Source organism: Streptomyces sp. NPDC006739 (assembly GCF_042869815.1).
Taxonomy (GTDB): Bacteria; Actinomycetota; Actinomycetes; order Streptomycetales; family Streptomycetaceae; genus Streptomyces.
In genome coordinates this window covers 619,820-639,369 of sequence record NZ_JBIAGM010000001.1, presented here as the reverse complement: position 1 = coordinate 639,369, position 19,550 = coordinate 619,820, and the positions used below count along the sequence as shown (strand labels likewise).

27 protein-coding genes are annotated in these 19,550 nt (G+C 67.8%); 24 read left to right on the top strand and 3 right to left on the bottom strand.

What is annotated here, in order from left to right:
• Position 1: 1 nt before the first annotated feature.
• From rplX to truA, 19 genes are all read left to right on the top strand, one after another.
• Entirely contained in the window at positions 2–325 is a 324-nt protein-coding gene (gene rplX / locus ACFYMM_RS02965) for a 50S ribosomal protein L24 (RefSeq protein WP_031477830.1), read from the top strand.
• Complete coding sequence (gene rplE, locus ACFYMM_RS02960; protein ID WP_015658460.1) at positions 325–882, top strand: 50S ribosomal protein L5; 558 nt, start codon at positions 325–327, stop codon at positions 880–882. Before rplX ends, rplE begins: the two co-directional genes overlap by 1 nt.
• A gap of 5 nt (positions 883–887) precedes the next feature.
• Positions 888–1,073: a type Z 30S ribosomal protein S14 gene (locus ACFYMM_RS02955; RefSeq protein WP_003948630.1), complete on the top strand. Its 186-nt coding sequence runs from the start codon at positions 888–890 to the stop codon at positions 1,071–1,073.
• 213 nt (positions 1,074–1,286) lie between these two features.
• On the top strand, positions 1,287–1,685 hold the full coding sequence (rpsH, locus tag ACFYMM_RS02950) for a 30S ribosomal protein S8 (RefSeq protein WP_013001411.1): 399 nt from the start codon (positions 1,287–1,289) through the stop codon (positions 1,683–1,685).
• A gap of 24 nt (positions 1,686–1,709) precedes the next feature.
• Positions 1,710–2,249 (top strand): 50S ribosomal protein L6, encoded by a 540-nt coding sequence (rplF, locus tag ACFYMM_RS02945; protein ID WP_388383158.1) that lies wholly within the window; start codon positions 1,710–1,712, stop codon positions 2,247–2,249.
• A gap of 3 nt (positions 2,250–2,252) precedes the next feature.
• Positions 2,253–2,636: a 50S ribosomal protein L18 gene (gene rplR, locus ACFYMM_RS02940; RefSeq protein WP_071373345.1), complete on the top strand. Its 384-nt coding sequence runs from the start codon at positions 2,253–2,255 to the stop codon at positions 2,634–2,636.
• Positions 2,637–2,672: 36 nt separating this feature from the next.
• On the top strand, positions 2,673–3,278 hold the full coding sequence (rpsE, locus tag ACFYMM_RS02935) for a 30S ribosomal protein S5 (RefSeq protein WP_014674381.1): 606 nt from the start codon (positions 2,673–2,675) through the stop codon (positions 3,276–3,278).
• The gene (gene rpmD / locus ACFYMM_RS02930; protein WP_003974250.1) at positions 3,278–3,460 is read left to right on the top strand and encodes a 50S ribosomal protein L30; all 183 of its coding nucleotides are present in this window, start codon (positions 3,278–3,280) and stop codon (positions 3,458–3,460) included. Before rpsE ends, rpmD begins: the two co-directional genes overlap by 1 nt.
• A gap of 2 nt (positions 3,461–3,462) precedes the next feature.
• A complete protein-coding gene (gene rplO, locus ACFYMM_RS02925) occupies positions 3,463–3,918 on the top strand; it encodes a 50S ribosomal protein L15 (RefSeq protein WP_003974249.1) in 456 nt (151 codons plus the stop codon).
• A gap of 190 nt (positions 3,919–4,108) precedes the next feature.
• Complete coding sequence (gene secY / locus ACFYMM_RS02920) at positions 4,109–5,422, top strand: preprotein translocase subunit SecY (RefSeq protein ID WP_388383156.1); 1,314 nt, start codon at positions 4,109–4,111, stop codon at positions 5,420–5,422.
• Positions 5,422–6,087: an adenylate kinase gene (locus ACFYMM_RS02915; protein WP_388383153.1), complete on the top strand. Its 666-nt coding sequence runs from the start codon at positions 5,422–5,424 to the stop codon at positions 6,085–6,087. Before secY ends, ACFYMM_RS02915 begins: the two co-directional genes overlap by 1 nt.
• A gap of 100 nt (positions 6,088–6,187) precedes the next feature.
• Complete coding sequence (gene map / locus ACFYMM_RS02910; RefSeq protein WP_388383320.1) at positions 6,188–7,024, top strand: type I methionyl aminopeptidase; 837 nt, start codon at positions 6,188–6,190, stop codon at positions 7,022–7,024.
• A gap of 198 nt (positions 7,025–7,222) precedes the next feature.
• Positions 7,223–7,444 (top strand): translation initiation factor IF-1, encoded by a 222-nt coding sequence (infA, locus tag ACFYMM_RS02905; RefSeq protein WP_003948620.1) that lies wholly within the window; start codon positions 7,223–7,225, stop codon positions 7,442–7,444.
• A gap of 59 nt (positions 7,445–7,503) precedes the next feature.
• Positions 7,504–7,617 (top strand): 50S ribosomal protein L36, encoded by a 114-nt coding sequence (gene rpmJ, locus ACFYMM_RS02900; protein ID WP_003998809.1) that lies wholly within the window; start codon positions 7,504–7,506, stop codon positions 7,615–7,617.
• A 189-nt stretch (positions 7,618–7,806) separates the two neighbouring features.
• On the top strand, positions 7,807–8,187 hold the full coding sequence (rpsM, locus tag ACFYMM_RS02895; protein ID WP_388383150.1) for a 30S ribosomal protein S13: 381 nt from the start codon (positions 7,807–7,809) through the stop codon (positions 8,185–8,187).
• A gap of 70 nt (positions 8,188–8,257) precedes the next feature.
• On the top strand, positions 8,258–8,662 hold the full coding sequence (gene rpsK / locus ACFYMM_RS02890; RefSeq protein WP_003956432.1) for a 30S ribosomal protein S11: 405 nt from the start codon (positions 8,258–8,260) through the stop codon (positions 8,660–8,662).
• A 148-nt stretch (positions 8,663–8,810) separates the two neighbouring features.
• Positions 8,811–9,833 carry a DNA-directed RNA polymerase subunit alpha gene (locus tag ACFYMM_RS02885; RefSeq protein WP_003966937.1) on the top strand — a complete coding sequence of 341 codons (1,023 nt, stop codon included), beginning with the start codon at positions 8,811–8,813 and terminating at the stop codon, positions 9,831–9,833.
• 94 nt (positions 9,834–9,927) lie between these two features.
• Positions 9,928–10,410: a 50S ribosomal protein L17 gene (rplQ, locus tag ACFYMM_RS02880; protein ID WP_388383148.1), complete on the top strand. Its 483-nt coding sequence runs from the start codon at positions 9,928–9,930 to the stop codon at positions 10,408–10,410.
• A 91-nt stretch (positions 10,411–10,501) separates the two neighbouring features.
• Positions 10,502–11,365 carry a tRNA pseudouridine(38-40) synthase TruA gene (gene truA, locus ACFYMM_RS02875; protein ID WP_388383145.1) on the top strand — a complete coding sequence of 288 codons (864 nt, stop codon included), beginning with the start codon at positions 10,502–10,504 and terminating at the stop codon, positions 11,363–11,365.
• A 14-nt stretch (positions 11,366–11,379) separates the two neighbouring features.
• On the opposite strand, the gene ACFYMM_RS02870 is transcribed toward truA, so the two are convergent.
• Positions 11,380–12,258, bottom strand: a complete 879-nt coding sequence (locus tag ACFYMM_RS02870; protein WP_388383143.1) for a hypothetical protein — start codon at positions 12,256–12,258, stop codon at positions 11,380–11,382.
• A 325-nt stretch (positions 12,259–12,583) separates the two neighbouring features.
• Between ACFYMM_RS02870 and rplM the strand changes: the two genes are divergently transcribed.
• The 3 genes from rplM to glmM all read left to right on the top strand — a co-directional run bounded on the left by rplM (position 12,584) and on the right by glmM (position 15,079).
• Positions 12,584–13,027, top strand: a complete 444-nt coding sequence (gene rplM, locus ACFYMM_RS02865; RefSeq protein ID WP_317444892.1) for a 50S ribosomal protein L13 — start codon at positions 12,584–12,586, stop codon at positions 13,025–13,027.
• A 42-nt stretch (positions 13,028–13,069) separates the two neighbouring features.
• On the top strand, positions 13,070–13,582 hold the full coding sequence (rpsI, locus tag ACFYMM_RS02860) for a 30S ribosomal protein S9 (RefSeq protein WP_181801315.1): 513 nt from the start codon (positions 13,070–13,072) through the stop codon (positions 13,580–13,582).
• A gap of 138 nt (positions 13,583–13,720) precedes the next feature.
• Positions 13,721–15,079, top strand: a complete 1,359-nt coding sequence (glmM, locus tag ACFYMM_RS02855) for a phosphoglucosamine mutase (RefSeq protein WP_388383140.1) — start codon at positions 13,721–13,723, stop codon at positions 15,077–15,079.
• Positions 15,080–15,158: 79 nt separating this feature from the next.
• Here glmM and ACFYMM_RS02850 read toward each other — a convergent pair whose 3' ends face one another.
• Positions 15,159–16,100 carry a DUF389 domain-containing protein gene (locus ACFYMM_RS02850; protein ID WP_388383139.1) on the bottom strand — a complete coding sequence of 314 codons (942 nt, stop codon included), beginning with the start codon at positions 16,098–16,100 and terminating at the stop codon, positions 15,159–15,161.
• 28 nt (positions 16,101–16,128) lie between these two features.
• Positions 16,129–17,097 carry a type I pantothenate kinase gene (gene coaA / locus ACFYMM_RS02845; RefSeq protein WP_388383137.1) on the bottom strand — a complete coding sequence of 323 codons (969 nt, stop codon included), beginning with the start codon at positions 17,095–17,097 and terminating at the stop codon, positions 16,129–16,131.
• 185 nt (positions 17,098–17,282) lie between these two features.
• Here coaA and glmS point away from each other — a divergent pair, with 185 nt between their 5' ends.
• On the top strand, positions 17,283–19,130 hold the full coding sequence (gene glmS, locus ACFYMM_RS02840) for a glutamine--fructose-6-phosphate transaminase (isomerizing) (RefSeq protein ID WP_388383135.1): 1,848 nt from the start codon (positions 17,283–17,285) through the stop codon (positions 19,128–19,130).
• Positions 19,131–19,175: 45 nt separating this feature from the next.
• Complete coding sequence (locus ACFYMM_RS02835) at positions 19,176–19,547, top strand: holo-ACP synthase (protein WP_388383133.1); 372 nt, start codon at positions 19,176–19,178, stop codon at positions 19,545–19,547.
• Positions 19,548–19,550 lie beyond the last annotated feature (3 nt).

The following is a 19,550-nucleotide window of genomic DNA, read 5'->3' as shown; positions in this document are numbered from 1 at the left end:
CATGAAGATCAAGAAGGGCGACCTGGTCCAGGTCATCACCGGTAAGGACAAGGGCAAGCAGGGCAAGGTCATTGCCGCTTACCCGCGCGAGGAGCGCGTCCTGGTCGAGGGTGTCAACCGGGTCAAGAAGCACACCAAGGCCGGTCCGACCGCTCGCGGTTCGCAGGCCGGCGGCATCGTCACGACCGAGGCGCCGATCCACGTCTCCAACGTCCAGCTGGTCGTTGAGAAGGACGGCAACAAGGTCGTCACGCGTGTCGGCTACCGCTTCGACGACGAGGGCAACAAGATCCGCGTTGCCAAGCGGACGGGTGAGGACATCTGATGGCTACCACCACCACTCCGCGTCTCAAGACGAAGTACCGCGAGGAGATCGCGGGCAAGCTGCGTGACGAGTTCAAGTACGAGAACGTCATGCAGGTTCCCGGCCTCGTCAAGATCGTGGTCAACATGGGTGTGGGCGACGCCGCCCGCGACTCCAAGCTGATCGAGGGCGCGATCCGCGACCTCACCACGATCACCGGTCAGAAGCCGGCCGTCACCAAGGCCCGCAAGTCCATCGCGCAGTTCAAGCTGCGTGAGGGCCAGCCGATCGGTGCCCACGTCACGCTCCGTGGCGACCGCATGTGGGAGTTCCTGGACCGCACCCTGTCGCTCGCGCTGCCGCGCATCCGCGACTTCCGCGGTCTGTCCCCCAAGCAGTTCGACGGCCGTGGCAACTACACCTTCGGTCTCACGGAGCAGGTCATGTTCCACGAGATCGACCAGGACAAGATCGACCGTACCCGGGGCATGGACATCACCGTGGTCACCACGGCGACCAACGACGCTGAGGGCCGTGCGCTCCTTCGTCACCTCGGCTTCCCGTTCAAGGAGGCGTGAGCGAGATGGCGAAGAAGGCTCTGATTGCCAAGGCTGCTCGCAAGCCCAAGTTCGGTGTGCGTGGCTACACCCGCTGCCAGCGCTGCGGCCGTCCGCACTCCGTGTACCGCAAGTTCGGCCTGTGCCGCGTGTGCCTTCGTGAGATGGCTCACCGTGGCGAGCTGCCGGGCGTGACCAAGAGCTCCTGGTAGTCCCGTCTTTTAGGGATTCCCGAAGCTCTCGGTAAGCAATGGGCGTGTCAGGCGCCCTCCCTTCCATGGCTTAGGCTTGGAGGGTTGGGCGTCTGACGACTGCCCGTACGACTTACTACGCCGTAGGTCCACCGCACCGCACCCGCCTCGTCTCGGATCGAGGAGAGGGATGGGCACCTGGAAACCCCGGCGAGAGAGGCCGAAGGCCAATTCATGACCATGACTGATCCGATCGCAGACATGCTTACGCGTCTGCGGAACGCGAACTCGGCATACCACGACTCCGTGACGATGCCGGCATCGAAGATCAAGTCGCACATCGCGGAGATCCTCCAGCAGGAGGGCTTCATCACGGGCTGGAAGGTCGAGGACGCCGAGGTCGGCAAGAACCTCGTCCTGGAGCTGAAGTTCGGCCCCAACCGTGAGCGCTCCATCGCGGGGATCAAGCGCATCTCCAAGCCCGGTCTCCGGGTGTACGCGAAGTCCACCTCCCTGCCGAAGGTGCTGGGCGGCCTCGGCGTGGCGATCATCTCCACGTCGCACGGGCTCCTCACCGACAAGCAGGCCGGCAAGAAGGGCGTGGGTGGGGAAGTCCTCGCCTACGTCTGGTAGCAGAAGGGAACGGAGGAAACAGCTATGTCGCGCATCGGCAAGCTCCCCATCGCGGTTCCCGCCGGCGTGGACGTCACCATCGACGGCCGTACGGTTTCGGTCAAGGGCCCCAAGGGCGAGCTGACCCACACCGTCGTGGCACCGATCGAGATCGTCAAGGGTGAGGACGGCGTCCTGAACGTCACCCGCCCGAACGACGAGCGTCAGAACAAGGCTCTCCACGGCCTGTCCCGCACGCTGGTGGCGAACATGATCACCGGCGTGACCCAGGGTTACGTGAAGAAGCTCGAGATCAGTGGTGTCGGTTACCGCGTGACCGCCAAGGGTTCGGACCTCGAGTTCGCGCTCGGCTACAGCCACCCGATCACCGTCGAGGCGCCCGAGGGCATCACCTTCAAGGTGGAGACCCCGACCCGCTTCCAGGTCGAGGGCATCGACAAGCAGAAGGTCGGCGAGGTTGCGGCCAACATCCGCAAGCTGCGCAAGCCTGACCCGTACAAGGCCAAGGGTGTCAAGTACGAGGGCGAAGTCATCCGCCGCAAGGTCGGAAAGGCGGGTAAGTAAGCCATGGCATACGGGCAGAAGATCCTGAAGGGCGACGCCTACAAGCGCGCCGCGATCAAGCGCCGTCACATCCGGATTCGCAAGAACCTTTCCGGTACGGCGGAGCGCCCCCGTCTGGTCGTGACCCGCTCCAACCGCCACATCGTGGCGCAGGTGATCGACGACCTGAAGGGCCACACCCTGGCTTCGGCGTCCACGCTGGACACGTCGATCCGCGGTGGCGAGGGCGACAAGTCCGCGCAGGCCAAGCAGGTCGGCGCCCTGGTCGCCGAGCGTGCCAAGGCCGCCGGCGTCGAGGCTGTCGTGTTCGACCGTGGTGGTAACCAGTACGCCGGGCGCATCGCCGCCCTGGCGGACGCCGCCCGCGAGGCCGGGCTCAAGTTCTGAGCCGCTTGTAGCTAGCGGAAAGAGAGAGGTAATCCAATGGCTGGACCCCAGCGCCGCGGAAGCGGTGCCGGTGGCGGCGAGCGGCGGGACCGGAAGGGCCGTGACGGCGGCGCTGCTGCCGCCGAGAAGACCGCGTACGTCGAGCGCGTCGTCGCGATCAACCGCGTCGCCAAGGTTGTGAAGGGTGGTCGTCGCTTCAGCTTCACCGCGCTGGTCGTGGTGGGCGACGGTGACGGCACCGTGGGTGTCGGATACGGCAAGGCCAAGGAGGTGCCGGCCGCCATCGCCAAGGGCGTTGAGGAGGCCAAGAAGCACTTCTTCAAGGTCCCGCGTATCCAGGGCACCATCCCGCACCCGATCCAGGGTGAGAAGGCTGCCGGCGTCGTGCTGCTCAAGCCCGCGTCCCCCGGTACCGGTGTTATCGCCGGTGGTCCGGTGCGTGCCGTGCTCGAGTGCGCCGGTATCCACGACGTGCTGTCGAAGTCGCTCGGCTCCGACAACGCGATCAACATCGTGCACGCGACCGTGGAGGCCCTGAAGGGTCTGCAGCGTCCCGAGGAGATCGCGGCCCGCCGTGGTCTGCCCCTGGAGGACGTCGCCCCCGCGGCTCTGCTGCGTGCCCGTGCCGGAGTGGGTGCGTGATGGCTCAGCTGAAGATCACGCAGGTCAAGTCCTACATCGGCAGCAAGCAGAACCACCGTGACACCCTGCGCTCCCTTGGTCTCAAGGGCATCAACACGCAGGTCGTCAAGGAGGACCGCCCCGAGTTCCGCGGCATGGTGCACACCGTCCGCCACCTCGTGACGGTCGAGGAGGTCGACTGATCATGGCGGAGAACAACCCGCTCAAGATCCACAACCTCCGTCCCGCCCCGGGCGCCAAGACCGCCAAGACCCGTGTCGGTCGTGGTGAGGCGTCGAAGGGTAAGACGGCTGGTCGTGGTACCAAGGGTACGAAGGCCCGTTACCAGGTTCCGGAGCGCTTCGAGGGTGGCCAGATGCCCCTCCACATGCGTCTTCCGAAGCTGAAGGGCTTCAAGAACCCGTTCAAGACCGAGTTCCAGGTCGTGAACCTCGACAAGCTGGCCGCGCTGTACCCCGAGGGTGGCGAGGTCACCGTCGAGGGTCTGGTGGCCAAGGGTGCCGTTCGCAAGAACAGCCTCGTCAAGGTCCTCGGCCAGGGCGAGATCTCCGTGGCGCTGCAGGTGACGGTCGACGCCGTCTCCGGCTCCGCCAAGGAAAAGATCACCGCCGCCGGCGGCACCGTCACCGAGCTCGTCTGACCCGCTCAGGCGTCTCGATGACGTAAAGCACACTCCCGACCGGGGATACCTCACAATGGGGTATCCCCGGTTGGTCGTTCCAAGGGGGGCAGTGTCGCCGGTAAGGTGGCCAGCACTGTTCTTTTCCGTATTCGTCGAACCTCAAGACCGTCACCCTTGACGCAGTTGCGCGGGGGTCGCAGGAGGCACCGTGCTCACCGCGTTCGCCCGGGCGTTCAGGACGCCCGACCTGCGCAAGAAGCTGCTCTTCACGCTGGGCATCATCGTGGTCTACCGGGTCGGTACCCACGTTCCGATCCCCGGCGTCAACTACAAGGCCGTCCAGACGTGCGTGAAAGAGGCGTCCGGCAACCAGGGCCTCTTCGGTCTCGTCAACATGTTCAGCGGTGGCGCGCTGCTCCAGATCACGATCTTCGCGCTCGGCATCATGCCGTACATCACGGCCAGCATCATCCTTCAGCTGCTGACCGTGGTCATCCCGCGCCTCGAGGCCCTGAAGAAGGAGGGCCAGGCCGGTACGACGAAGATCACGCAGTACACCCGGTACCTCACGGTGGCGCTCGCCATCCTGCAGGGCACCGGCCTGGTGGCCACCGCCCGCAGCGGGGCCCTCTTCGGCTCCTGCTCGGTGGCCAGCCAGATCGTCCCCGACCAGGCGATCTTCACCACGATCACGATGGTGGTCTGCATGACCGCCGGCACCGCCGTCGTGATGTGGCTCGGTGAGCTGATCACCGACCGGGGCATCGGCAACGGCATGTCGATCCTGATGTTCATCTCGATCGCCGCCACCTTCCCCTCCGCGCTGTGGGCCATCAAGAAGCAGGGCACGCTGGCCGGCGGCTGGATCGAGTTCGGCACCGTCATCGTGGTCGGCCTGGTCATGGTCGCGCTGGTGGTCTTCGTCGAGCAGGCCCAGCGCCGCGTCCCGGTGCAGTACGCGAAGCGCATGATCGGCCGCCGTTCCTACGGCGGTACGTCCACGTACATCCCGCTCAAGGTGAACCAGGCGGGTGTGATTCCCGTCATCTTCGCCTCGTCGCTGCTCTACATTCCGGCACTGGTCGCGCAGTTCGCGGGCGGTAATTCGAACTGGAAGCAGTGGATCACCCAGAACCTGACCAAGGGTGACCACCCGATTTACATCACTCTGTACTTCTTGCTCATCGTGTTCTTCGCGTTCTTCTACGTGGCGATCTCCTTCAACCCCGAGGAAGTCGCCGACAACATGAAGAAGTATGGTGGCTTCATCCCGGGCATCCGGGCTGGCCGGCCGACCGCTGAGTACCTGTCGTACGTGCTCAACCGGATCACCTGGCCGGGTTCGCTGTATCTGGGTCTGATCGCTCTCGTGCCGACGATGGCGTTGGTCGGCTTTGGGGCAAGCCAGAACTTCCCGTTCGGCGGGACCAGCATCCTGATCATCGTGGGTGTCGGTCTCGAGACGGTGAAGCAGATCGAGAGCCAGCTCCAGCAGCGCAATTACGAAGGGTTCCTCCGCTGATGCGTATCGTCCTCGTCGGGCCGCCGGGTGCCGGTAAGGGAACGCAAGCCGTCCGTCTCGCCGAGAAGCTGCGCGTCCCGCACATCTCCACGGGTGACCTGTTCCGGGCCAACATCAGCCGGCAGACGGACCTCGGAAAGCTCGCGAAGTCCTACATGGACGCCGGCAACCTCGTCCCGGACGAGGTCACCATCGCCATGGCGAAGGACCGCATGGAGCAGCCGGACGCCGAGAACGGCTTCCTGCTGGACGGGTTCCCGCGCAACGTCTCGCAGGCGGAGGCGCTCGACGAGCTGCTGGACAGCGAGCACATCAAGCTGGACGCGGTCCTGGACCTGGAGGTCCCGGAGGAGGAGGTCGTCAAGCGGATCGCCGGCCGGCGCATCTGCCGCAACGACTCCAGCCACGTCTTCCACGTGACGTACAGCCCGGCGAAGAAGGACGACGTCTGCGACGTCTGCGGCGGCGAGCTGTACCAGCGCGACGACGACTCCGAGGAGACCGTCCGCAAGCGGCTGGAGGTCTACCACACGCAGACCGAGCCGATCATCGACTACTACAAGGCGCAGGGCCTGGTCGTCACGATCTCCTCCCTGGGCCCGGTGGACGAGATCACGCAGCGGGCGCTGGAGGCCCTCAAGCGCGAGAAGGCCGAGAACAAGTAGTCTCCGGCCCTTTCGGCCGCGGTGCCCCTGCCGGGTGCCGCGGCCGTACTGTTGTGTAGGTAACCCAGTCGACGTGAGTGACGGAGAGCGCAGGCCCCCCATGGTGCAGATCAAGAGCCCCGAGCAGATCGCGAAGATGCGTGCGGCGGGGCTGGTGGTCGCCGCGATCCACTCGGCCACCCGGGAGGCGGCGGTGCCCGGCGCCAGCACCAGGGACCTGGACGAGGTGGCCCGCAAGGTGCTCGCCGAGCACGGCGCGAAGTCGAACTTCCTCGGGTACGGCGGTTTCCCCGCGACGATCTGCACCTCGGTCAACGACGTGGTCGTCCATGGCATCCCCTCCGAGGACGTCGTCCTGAAGGACGGCGACATCATCTCCATCGACTGCGGCGCGATCGTCGACGGCTGGCACGGTGACGCGGCCTACACGGCCTTCGTGGGCTCCGGTCACGCCCCGGAGCTGATCGAGCTGTCCCGGGTGACCGAGGAGTCGATGTGGGCCGGCATCGCCGCGATGAAGCAGGGCAACCGGCTCGTCGACGTCTCCCGCGCGATCGAGACGTACATCCGCCGCCAGCCCAAGCCGGGCGGCGGCAAGTACGGGATCATCGAGGACTACGGCGGCCACGGCATCGGCACCGAGATGCACATGGACCCGCACCTGCTGAACTACGTCGACCGCAAGCGAGGCAAGGGCCCCAAGCTGGTCCCCGGTTTCTGTCTGGCCATCGAGCCGATGGTGTCCCTGGGGACCCCCAGGACCGAGGTCCTCTCCGACGACTGGACGGTCATCACCACGGACGGCACCTGGTCCTCCCACTGGGAGCACTCGGTGGCGCTGACGGAGCAGGGCCCCCTGGTCCTCACCGCCCCGGACGGCGGCCGGGCGAAGCTGGCCGAGTACGGCGTGACCGCGGCGCCCGACCCGCTCGCCTGAAGGTCCCGTTCGTCGGAGCGTCCCCTTCTCCCAAGGCCCCGCATGATGATCTCCGCGCCGGGGCAGACTGTCTCGATTCGTGTTTCCAGGTGCCCTGACGTAGACTGACTCGTCGGCTCTCGTGCACCCGCATGTCCGCATGCGCCCGCAAGGGAAAGCGGGAGAGTCGATCAAGGTAGTCGATTCGAAGGGCGAAGCGTGGCCAAGAAGCAAGGTGCCATCGAGATCGAGGGCACTGTCGTCGAGTCTCTGCCGAACGCCATGTTCAAGGTCGAGCTCCAGAACGGCCACCAGGTCCTGGCACACATCAGCGGCAAGATGCGTATGCACTACATCCGCATCCTCCCTGACGACCGGGTCGTGGTGGAGCTGTCTCCTTACGACCTGACGCGTGGTCGGATCGTTTACCGCTACAAGTAGATCTTGCCCGCATCCCGCTCCGGCGGGGTGGTGGCACTGACCCGGAGAACCTCAATCCCATGAAGGTCAAGCCGAGCGTCAAGAAGATCTGCGACAAGTGCAGGGTGATCCGCCGTCATGGTCGGGTCATGGTCATCTGCGAGAACCCGCGCCACAAGCAGCGCCAGGGCTGACGCACGACCGCACCCTCTGCATCCATCGCAGGGATTCGCGCGACGCAAGCTGAATTGTTCATACGCAGGACCCAGGCATGCAGATGTCTGACACCCCCGGTTCGGAGGCCGGGGACCCAGTTCGTACCTGGTACGGCGACTGGGAGCCGGTCCTGTGGAAGACCTCCGACGATCACCAGGAGCCATTGAATGGCACGCGTTTCCGGTGTTGACATCCCGCGCGAAAAGCGTGTGGAGGTCGCCCTCACCTACGTGTTCGGCATCGGCCGGACCCTTTCGAAGGAGACGCTGGCTGCGACCGGCGTCGACCCGAACACCCGCGTTCGTGACCTGACCGAAGAGCAGCTGGTCGCGATCCGCGAGTACGTCGACAACAACATCAAGACCGAGGGTGACCTCCGTCGCGAGGTTCAGGCCGACATCCGCCGCAAGGTCGAGATCGGCTGCTACCAGGGTCTGCGCCACCGTCGTGGCCTGCCCGTCCGCGGTCAGCGCACCAGCACCAACGCCCGCACCCGCAAGGGCCCGCGTCGCGCCATCGCCGGCAAGAAGAAGCCGGGCAAGAAGTAGTCCTCAGCGGACAACGCTTCATCAGCGGTCTTCGCTGTAGGACCGACCACCTCCCCGTAGGAGTTTGTAGATGCCCCCCAAGGGTCGTCAGGGCGCTGCCAAGAAGGTGCGCCGCAAGGAAAAGAAGAACGTCGCTCACGGCCACGCGCACATCAAGAGCACGTTCAACAACACGATCGTCTCCATCACGGACCCGTCCGGCAACGTGATCTCCTGGGCCTCCGCCGGCCACGTCGGCTTCAAGGGCTCCCGGAAGTCCACGCCGTTCGCCGCGCAGATGGCCGCCGAGTCGGCCGCCCGCCGCGCCCAGGAGCACGGCATGCGCAAGGTCGACGTGTTCGTGAAGGGCCCGGGTTCGGGTCGTGAGACCGCGATCCGCTCGCTCCAGGCGACCGGTCTCGAGGTCGGCTCCATCCAGGACGTCACCCCGACCCCGCACAACGGCTGCCGGCCGCCGAAGCGCCGTCGCGTCTGACGCAGGCACGGCTTGAGGATTCGGGCGGTACGGCTCCGTAGAACGGCCGTATCGCCCGTACCCTTGCAGTACCCGTCCCTTTCGCCGGGGGCGGTTTCCGTCGGGCGTCAAATAGCGGGCGTCCACGAAAGAAGGATCTGATCCACACATGCTGATCGCTCAGCGTCCCTCGTTGACCGAAGAGGTCGTCGACGAATTCCGCTCCCGGTTCGTGATCGAGCCGCTGGAGCCGGGCTTCGGCTACACCCTCGGCAACTCGCTCCGTCGCACCCTCCTGTCGTCGATCCCCGGTGCCGCTGTCACCAGCATCCGCATCGACGGCGTCCTGCACGAGTTCACCACCGTGCCGGGCGTCAAGGAGGACGTCACCGACCTGATCCTCAACATCAAGCAGCTGGTCGTCTCCTCGGAGCACGACGAGCCGGTCGTGATGTACCTGCGCAAGCAGGGCCCGGGTCTGGTCACCGCCGCCGACATCGCGCCCCCGGCCGGTGTCGAGGTCCACAACCCCGACCTGGTCCTCGCCACGCTCAACGGCAAGGGCAAGCTGGAGATGGAACTGACGGTCGAGCGCGGCCGCGGTTACGTCTCCGCCGTGCAGAACAAGCAGGTGGGCCAGGAGATCGGCCGTATCCCGGTCGACTCGATCTACAGCCCCGTGCTGAAGGTCACGTACAAGGTCGAGGCCACCCGTGTCGAGCAGCGCACCGACTTCGACAAGCTGATCGTCGACGTCGAGACCAAGCAGGCGATGCGTCCGCGTGACGCCATGGCCTCCGCCGGCAAGACCCTGGTCGAGCTGTTCGGTCTCGCGCGTGAACTCAACATCGACGCCGAGGGCATCGACATGGGCCCGTCCCCCACGGACGCCGCCCTGGCCGCCGACCTCGCGCTGCCGATCGAGGAGCTGGAGCTCACCGTCCGCTCCTACAACTGCCTCAAGCGTGAGGGCATCCACTCCGTGGGTGAACTCGTCGCCCGCTCCGAGGCCGACCTGCTGGACATCCGCAACTTCGGTGCGAAGTCCATCGACGAGGTCAAGGCGAAGCTGGCCGGCATGGGCCTGGCCCTCAAGGACAGCCCGCCCGGATTCGACCCCACGGCCGCCGCCGACGCCTTCGGCGCCGACGACGACGCGGACGCGGGTTTCGTGGAGACCGAGCAGTACTGACCGTACTGACCGGTCGTTGCCGGTGAGCATCCGCTCATCGGGTTCCTGACCCCGGTACCTGATACGGCCGGGGCAGACACACAGGAGAAGAACAATGCCGAAGCCCACCAAGGGTGCCCGTCTGGGCGGCAGCGCCGCGCACGAGAAGCTGCTCCTCGCGAACCTCGCGAAGAGCCTCTTCGAGCACGGCCGTATCACCACCACCGAGGCGAAGGCCCGCAAGCTGCGGCCGTACGCCGAGCGTCTGGTCACCAAGGCGAAGAAGGGCGACCTTCACAACCGCCGTCAGGTGCTCCAGGTGATCACGGACAAGAGCGTCGTCCACACGCTCTTCACCGAGATCGGCCCGCGCTACGAGAACCGTCCGGGTGGCTACACCCGCATCACCAAGATCGGTAACCGCCGTGGCGACAACGCGCCCATGGCTGTCATCGAGCTGGTCGAAGCGCTGACGGTGGCGCAGCAGGCGACCGGCGAGGCCGAGGCCGCCACCAAGCGTGCGGTCAAGGAGGCGGACGAGGCCAAGGTCGAGGAGACCAAGGCCGAGGACGCCCCCGAGGAGTCCACGGACGCCTGAGGCCCTGCCTTGAGCTGAGCGGGTCCGCCCTTCACCGGGCGGGCCCGCTTTCGCGTTCTTTCCGAGGGATCCGCACTGAAAGGATCTGTGTGTGAGTGAAGTACAGCCCGGTCACGTCCGTGTCCGTCTCGACCTGTCCTACGACGGCGCCGACTTCCACGGCTGGGCCAAGCAGGCCGGCGGGAAGCGGACCGTACAGGCCGAGATCGAGGACGCGCTGCGGACGGTCACGCGGTCGGGGGAGAGGACGTACGAGCTGACCGTGGCCGGACGCACCGACGCCGGGGTGCACGCCCGCGGCCAGGTGGCGCATGTGGACCTGCCCGGGGAGCTGTGGGCCGAGCACCGGGAGAAGCTGCTCAAGCGGCTCGCCGGGCGGCTGCCCAAGGACGTGCGCGTGTGGCGTCTGACCGAGGCCCCCGCCGACTTCGACGCACGTTTCTCCGCGATCTGGCGCCGCTACGCCTACCGCGTCACCGACAACCCGGGGGGCGTCGACCCGCTGCTGCGCGGGCACGTGCTGTGGCACGACTGGCCGCTCGACGTGGACGCCATGAACGAGGCGGCCCGCGCGCTCCTCGGCGAGCACGACTTCGCGGCGTACTGCAAGCGGCGCGAGGGCGCGACCACCATTCGTACGCTCCAGGAGCTGAGCCTGGCCCGCGGCGCGGACGGGGTCGTCACCGCGACCGTCCGGGCCGACGCGTTCTGCCACAACATGGTGCGCTCACTGATCGGCGCGCTGCTGTTCGTCGGGGACGGCCACCGGGGTCCGGAGTGGCCCGGGAAGGTGCTGGCGGCCGGTGTCCGGGACTCCGCCGTGCATGTCGTACGGCCGCACGGGCTGACGCTGGAGGAGGTCGGCTACCCCGCCGACGAGCTGCTGGCGGCCCGGAACAAGGAGGCCCGGAACAAGCGGTCGCTGCCCGGATCGCCGGGCTGCGAAACCTGCTGACCGTCTCCTGGCGGCTAGTGGTTCGTGGCCGCGGACGCCTGGGCCTCGCCCCGGCGGCGGATCTGCCGGAAGGTGAACTCGGCCAGGTCGTCACCGGTGCGGAAGACCTTGGTGTCCTTGTTGGTGACGTTCTTGCCGTTGGTGAAGCCGGCGATCGTGAAGTAGGCGTAGCGGCCGTAGGAGTTGGTCGTCGAACGGCAGATCGCCGAGTCGCAGAAGGCCTTGATGCCCTGGCCGGCCAGCGACTTCACGATGCTGTGCGGGTCCGCCTGGCCCTTGGCCTTGAGCGCCTGGGCCTCGGTGTCGAAGACCGCGACGCCGACGGTCACCGCGACACCGTCCTTGGTGTAGCTGACCCGCAGCAGCCGGGTGCAGCCGTTGGCGGTGAGGACCTTGGGAAGGGTGCCGCCCGCGACCGAGGCGCAGTCCTTGGTGTCGGCCGTGGCGCCCTTCTTGTACACCGTCTCGCCCATGGTCAGCTGGGTGCCCGGGAAGAGGGTCTCGGCGCTGAGCGGTGCCGTGTCCTTCTTCACACTGGATATGAACACCTTGGGGTCCAGCGGCGGCGGGGCAGTGGTCGGCGCGAAGGACGGCGCGCCGGCCGAACTGCTGGGCAGCGAGGCGCTCGCGGGCAGGTTGGTCGGCTGCCCCGAGGCGCTGCTGCGGCCGTCGTTCGCCGAGACCACGGCCATGGCGACGGCGGCCCCGACGCCGACCGTGGCGAGCGCGCCACCGCCGATGAACAGCAGTTTGCGCCGCTTGTTGCGTGTCTCCGACGCTTCGGCGAGCGCCGCCCAGTCGGGAGACGCACCCCCGTCCGCGCTCCACGGCTGCTGGGAATTCGGTTTCCAGGGATCCCACTGAGACTGGGGTCCCCCCTGCCCGTAACTCATGGGGCGCATCTTAGACGGGGGGCGCGGGGTGCCGGTGCGCTCTGCCGGATGCCGTAGGGGACGTATCGCCGTAGGCTGGATCATCTCGGCGCGCCCGGATCCCGGCGGGCTCGTTTTGACCCGTCCGGGGGCGTCCCGGTACGCTAACCCTTCGTTGTGTATTGGCTCGCTCATTTTCACGGGAGTGGCCTCTACCTAGGTTCCCTGGAGCAGTTACCAGTGGGCGGCATACGGGCAGCGTCCCCGGCATTGTCGTCCCCAGCTGCACGATCGCTTCAGTGATGCCATGTGTCAGCACCCATCCACTGAAGAAGAAGGCTGCGAAGTGCGTACGTACAGCCCCAAGCCCGGCGATGTGACTCGCCAGTGGCACGTCATTGACGCTCAGGACGTCGTCCTGGGCCGTCTCGCCACCACCGCCGCGTCCCTTCTCCGCGGCAAGCACAAGCCGATCTACGCCCCCCACGTCGACACCGGTGACTTCGTCGTCATCATCAACGCCGACAAGGTGCACCTGTCCGGCAACAAGCGGACCCAGAAGATGGCGTACCGCCACTCCGGCTACCCGGGTGGTCTGCGCTCCGTCCGTTACGACGAGCTGCTCGACAAGAACCCTGAGAAGGCCATCGAGAAGGCCGTCAAGGGAATGCTCCCCAAGAACACGCTGGGCCGTCAGATGCTCTCGAAGCTGAAGGTCTACAAGGGTGACGTGCACCCGCACGCTGCGCAGCAGCCGGTGCCGTTCGAGATCACCCAGGTCGCGCAGTAAGTCCGGCCACCCCCTAAGACTGAACAGAATCTGAGGAGAATCGTGGCCGAGACCACTGCCGAGCAGCCGCTCGAAGAGCTTGACATCGACAGCTACACCACGGAGTCGGACGTCCCCGTCGAGGGCGAGTACACCTCCGAGTCCCTCGCGTCCCGTTTCGGTGAGCCCCAGCCGGCCGCCGGCCTGGGCCGCCGCAAGAACGCCATCGCCCGCGTCCGGATCGTCCCGGGCACCGGCAAGTGGAAGATCAACGGTCGCACCCTCGAGGACTACTTCCCCAACAAGGTGCACCAGCAGGAAGTCAACGAGCCCTTCAAGGTGCTCGAGCTCGAAGGCCGTTACGACGTCGTCGCCCGCATCGCGGGTGGCGGTGTCTCCGGCCAGGCCGGTGCCCTGCGTCTCGGTGTCGCCCGTGCCCTGAACGAGGCCGACGTCGACAACAACCGCGGTCCGCTCAAGAAGGCCGGCTTCCTCCGTCGCGACGACCGTGCGGTCGAGCGCAAGAAGGCCGGTCTGAAGAAGGCCCGCAAGGCCCCGCAGTACAGCAAGCGTTAATCGTCGCCTGCTCGTACTCCGAACGCCCCGGCGGCACGCCACATGTGCCGTCGGGGCGTTCGTTTATCCCAGTCAAGGGCGTATAACGACACAAGACGCTCAGCTGCTCAGAGGCTTGTGTGATCGGATGGAGGACAAGTGGGACGACTCTTCGGTACGGACGGCGTGCGCGGTGTCGCCAACGCGGATCTGACGGCCGAGATGGCGCTCGGTCTCTCCGTCGCGGCGGCCCACGTACTGGCCGAGGCGGGTACCTTCGAGGGCCACAAGCCGACGGCGGTGGTCGGACGGGACCCGCGTGCGTCCGGGGAGTTCCTGGAGGCCGCCGTGGTGGCCGGCCTGGCGAGCGCAGGCGTGGACGTCCTGCTGGTCGGCGTGCTGCCGACGCCCGCGGTGGCGTACCTCACCGGCGCGCTCGGCGCCGACCTCGGCGTGATGCTGTCCGCCAGCCACAACGCGATGCCCGACAACGGCGTCAAGTTCCTCGCGCGCGGCGGGCACAAGCTCGACGACGAGCTGGAGGAGCGGATCGAGGCCGTGTACGAGGCGCACCGCCACGGTGAGCCCTGGGAGCGCCCCACCGGCGCGGGCGTCGGCCGCGTCCGGTCCTACGACGAGGGCTCCGAGAAGTACGTCACCCATCTCCTCGGCGTGCTCCCGAACCGGCTCGACGGGCTGAAGATCGTCCTCGACGAGGCGCACGGCGCGGCCTCGCGGGTCTCGCCCGAGGTGTTCACCCGGGCCGGTGCCGAGGTCGTCACGATCGGCGCGGACCCGGACGGTCTCAACATCAACGACGGCTGCGGTTCCACCCATCTCGGCCCGCTGAAGGCCGCCGTCATCGAGCACGGCGCCGACTTCGGGATCGCCCACGACGGCGACGCCGACCGCTGCCTGGCCGTGGACCACACCGGCGAGGAGGTGGACGGCGACCAGATCATGGCCGTCCTCGCGCTGGCGATGCGGGAGCGTTCCGCGCTGCGCTCCGGCACCGTCGTCGCGACGGTCATGTCGAATCTGGGCTTCAAGCTGGCCATGGAGCGCGAGGGCATCCAGCTGGTGCAGACGGCGGTCGGTGACCGCTATGTGCTGGAGGAGATGAAGGAGCACGGCTACGCCCTCGGCGGCGAGCAGTCCGGGCACGTCATCATCCTCGACCACGCCACCACCGGTGACGGCACGCTGACCGGCCTGCTGCTGGCGGCCCGGGTCGCGCAGACCGGCCGTACGCTGCGCGACCTCGCCTCCGTCATGGAGCGGCTGCCGCAGGTGCTCATCAACGTCCCGGACGTGGACAGGTCCCGGGTGAAGACGTCGGCGGACCTGGCCGCGGCGGTCGCCGAGGCCGAGCGGGAACTGGGCACGACGGGCCGGGTGCTGCTCCGGCCGTCCGGTACGGAACCGCTGGTACGCGTGATGGTCGAGGCGGCCGACATCGACCAGGCGCGCTCGGTGGCGGGCCGGTTGGCCGACGCCGTGAAGTCGGCGCTGGGCTGACCTTCTTCGAGCGGATCCCTTTCAGGCCGATCCGCTTCAGGCCGGTCCGTTTCAACCGGTCCGTTTCAACCGGTCCGTTTCAACCGGTCCGCGCGGTGCGCTCGCGCTGTTTCCGCCAGAGCCACTTCTGGGCGAGCAGCGTGAGCGTGCTGGCCAGGACGATACCGAGCAGGTTGAGCAGCAGCTGGTCCGTCGAACCGACGGTCTGGCGCGTGTCGCCGTAGGTGAGGGCGACGGCCGCGTTGGCGGCGGCCGGCACCGTCGTCACGGAGATCGCCACGCCGACCAGCGCGCCCGACTTGGCGGAGGTCAGCGACAGGGTCCCGGCGATGCCGGCCAGCACGGCCACGACGAAGGAGAAGGCGTCGGGGGCGTAGACGAAGGCCGTGTTGGGCCGCTCGCCCGCCAGGTCCGAGCGGTGGAACAGACCGACCGCGTCCATGAAGTGACTGAAGCCCACGGTCGCCGCCATCGCCACCGCGAAACCCACCAGCAGGGCGGTCAGCGAGCGCAGCGCCAGGCGCGGGGCCCGCTGGACGACGGCCGTGCTCAGTCCGGCCAGCGGACCGAACTCGGGTCCCACGGCCATCGCCCCCACGATCAGGACCGCGTTGTCCAGGACCACGCCGCAGGCCGCGATCATGGTGGCGACGGTGAGGAAGGCGACGTACGTGATCGAGAGCGTGGACTCGTCGTGCGTGGCGTCGGCCAGGTGTTCCCACAGCACCGCGTCCGCGCCCTCGCCCGGCGCCTCCTCCTCGGCCTTGTCGGCCCGCCTGGACAGCGACAGGTCGATGTTCTCCACGGCGATGGAGCCGGTGTCCTCGATGCCCAGTTCCTGCAGTCCGGTCAGCAGTCCGTCGCCCGCCTCCCGGGCGACGTCGCACATCACGATGTCCCCGGCCGGGTTGCGTGCGGCCCCCGGCAGGACGGCGAGGTGCGTGGTGCCGACCGTCTTCTCGATCAGCCGCACCACCTCGTCGGTCCTGTCGGCCGGGGTGATCAGACGCAGATGCAGCATGCCCGCAGGGTAGCGGGGAGCGCGGCGGTCACAGTTTGCGCAGCCGGAGCCGCTGCACCTTGTGGTCCGGGCCCTTGCGCAGGATGAGCGTGGCCCGGCCGCGGGTGGGGGCGATGTTCTCGACGAGGTTGGGCTTGTTGATGGTGCGCCACAGGGTGCGCGCGTAGTCCAGCGCGTCCTCCTCGGACACCTGGGTGTACTTGCGGAAGTACGAGGACGGGTTCTGGAAGGCGGTCTGGCGCAGCTTCTTGAACCGGTTGAGGTACCAGCGCTCGATGTCCTCGCCGCTCGCGTCGACGTACACGCTGAAGTCGAAGTAGTCGGCGAGACCGACGCGGGTGCGGCCGTCCTTGCCGGGCAGAGCGGGCTGCAGGACGTTCAGCCCCTCGACGATGAGGATGTCCGGCCGGCGGACGGTGAGCCGCCGGTCGGGGACGATGTCGTAGATGAGGTGGGAGTAGACGGGGGCCGTCACCTCGTCCTTGCCGGCCTTGATGTCGGCGACGAAGCGGGTGAGCGCCCGGCGGTCGTAGGACTCGGGGAAACCTTTCCGCGACATCAGGCCCCGGGCCTGCAGCTCCCGGGTGGGCAGCAGGAAGCCGTCGGTGGTGACCAGCTCCACGCGGGGGTGCTCGGGCCAGCGCGAGAGCAGGGCCTGCAGCAGACGCGCGACGGTCGACTTGCCCACGGCGACGGAGCCGGCGACGCCTATGACGAACGGGGTGCCGGACTGGGAGCCCTGCTCGCCGAGGAAGGTGTTGAGCGCCCCGCGCAGTCCGTCCGTCGCGCCGACGTAGAGATTGAGGAGCCGGGACAACGGCAGATAGATGTCCCGCACCTCGTCGAGGTCGATGACGTCGCCGAGGCCACGCAGCTTCTCGACCTCCTCGGCGGTGAGCGGCAGCGGCGTCTTGTCGCGCAGCGCGCTCCACTCGGCGCGGGTGAGGTCGACGTAGGGAGTCGCCTCCGGCCTGTGCCGGTGGGCGCTCCGGGGCATCGGGGAGACCGGAGAGATCACAGTCCATTGTTAACGGAGTTTGAACGGGCCGTGGGGTGGGGTGGGTCACGCTCGGCCGTCGCTGCACCGGGATTCCACGTCGGCTCCGGAACCACCCCGATAATTTCCGATTCCGGGCACGCGATGCCGGTTTCCGGCGGGGTAGTGACCGTAGGCTGCGCTGCATGTGCGGAATCGTGGGATACGTGGGGTCGCAGTCGGCGCTGGATGTGGTCATGGCCGGACTGAAGCGACTTGAGTACCGGGGGTACGACTCGGCGGGCGTCGCCGTGCTGGCGGACGGCGGGCTGGCGGCCGCGAAGAAGGCCGGGAAGCTGGTGAACCTGGAGAAGGAGCTGGTCGACCGGCCGCTGCCGACCGGGTCCACCGGGATCGGGCACACGCGGTGGGCCACGCACGGCGGGCCGACGGACGCCAACGCGCACCCGCACCTGGACAACGCGGGCCGGGTGGCGGTGGTCCACAACGGGATCATCGAGAACTTCGCGGTGCTGCGCGCGGAGCTGGCGGAGCGGGGGCACGAGCTGGCCTCCGAGACGGACACGGAGGTGGTCGCCCACCTGCTGGCCGAGGAGTTCTCCTCGTGTGCGGATCTCGCCGAGGCGATGCGGCTGGTGTGCCGGCGGCTGGAGGGCGCGTTCACGCTGGTCGCGGTGCACGCGGACGAACCGGATGTGGTGGTGGGCGCGCGGCGGAACTCCCCGCTGGTGGTGGGCGTTGGAGAGGGCGAGGCCTTTCTCGCCTCGGACGTCGCCGCGTTCATCGCCCACACGCGGTCGGCGGTCGAGCTGGGACAGGACCAGGTGGTGGAGCTGCGCCGGGACGGCGTGACGGTGACGGGCTTCGACGGCCGTCCGGCCGACGTCCGCTCGTACCACGTCGACTGGGACGCGTCGGCCGCGGAAAAGGGGGGTTATGACTACTTCATGCTCAAGGAGATCGCCGAGCAGCCCAAGGCGGTCGCCGATACGCTGCTGGGCCGCATCGACGCGGCCGGCTCGCTGACGCTCGACGAGGTCCGCATCGGCGCGGCCGAGCTGCGCGAGGTGGACAAGGTCGTCATCGTGGCCTGCGGTACGGCCTTCCACGCCGGGATGATCGCCAAGTACGCCATCGAGCACTGGACGCGCATCCCGTGCGAGGTGGAGCTGGCGAGCGAGTTCCGCTACCGGGACCCGATCCTGGACTCCCGCTCGCTGGTCATCGCCATCTCCCAGTCCGGCGAGACGATGGACACGCTGATGGCGCTGCGGCACGCCCGGGAACAGGGCTCCAAGGTGCTGGCGATCTGCAACACCAACGGTTCGACGATTCCGCGCGAGTCGGACGCGGTGCTGTACACGCACGCGGGGCCGGAGGTGGCGGTCGCCTCGACGAAGGCGTTCCTGACGCAGCTGGTGGCGTGTTACCTGGTGGCGCTGTATCTGGGCCAGGTGCGGGGCACCAAGTGGGGTGACGAGATCCGGGCGGTCATCCGGGACCTGTCACAGATCTCCGGCGAGGTCGACCGGGTGCTGGAGACGATGGAGCCGGTGCGTGCGCTGGCGCGGTCCCTGGCCGGCAAGAACACCGTGCTGTTCCTGGGACGGCACGTGGGCTACCCGGTGGCGCTCGAAGGCGCGCTGAAGCTCAAGGAGCTGGCGTACATGCACGCGGAGGGCTTCGCGGCGGGCGAGCTGAAGCACGGTCCGATCGCGCTGATCGAGGAGGACCTGCCGGTGGTGGTGGTCGTCCCCTCGCCACGCGGCCGTTCCGTCCTGCACGACAAGATCGTCTCCAACATCCAGGAGATCCGGGCGAGGGGCGCCCGGACGATCGTGATCGCGGAGGAGGGCGACGAGGCGGTGGTGCCCTACGCGGACCACCTGATCCGCATCCCGGTCACGCCTACGCTGCTGCAGCCGCTCGTCGCCACCGTGCCCCTCCAGGTCTTCGCCTGCGAGCTGGCCACCGCCCGGGGCAACGAGGTGGACCAGCCGCGCAACCTGGCCAAGTCCGTCACGGTGGAGTGAGGATCCCTCAGGAATCCTCGCCCAAGGGCCCCTAAGCTGCCTCGCATGAGCATCATCGGGGTCGGAATCGACGTAGCCGAGATCGACCGGTTCCGGGCGTCGTTGGACCGTACGCCTGCGCTGGCCGACCGGCTGTTCCTGGAGAGCGAGTTGCTGCTGCCGAGCGGGGAGCGGCGGGGCATCGCCTCGCTCGCCGTCCGGTTCGCCGCCAAGGAGGCCGTCGCCAAGGCCCTCGGCGCCCCGCCCGGCCTGCACTGGACGGACGCCGAGGTGTACGTCGAGGAGAGCGGGCAGCCCCGGCTGCGGGTGACCGGGACCGTCGCCGCCCGGGCCGCCGAACTCGGGGTGCGCTCCTGGCATGTGTCGCTCAGTCACGACGCAGGGATCGCGTCGGCCGTGGTGATCGCCGAAGGGTGAACT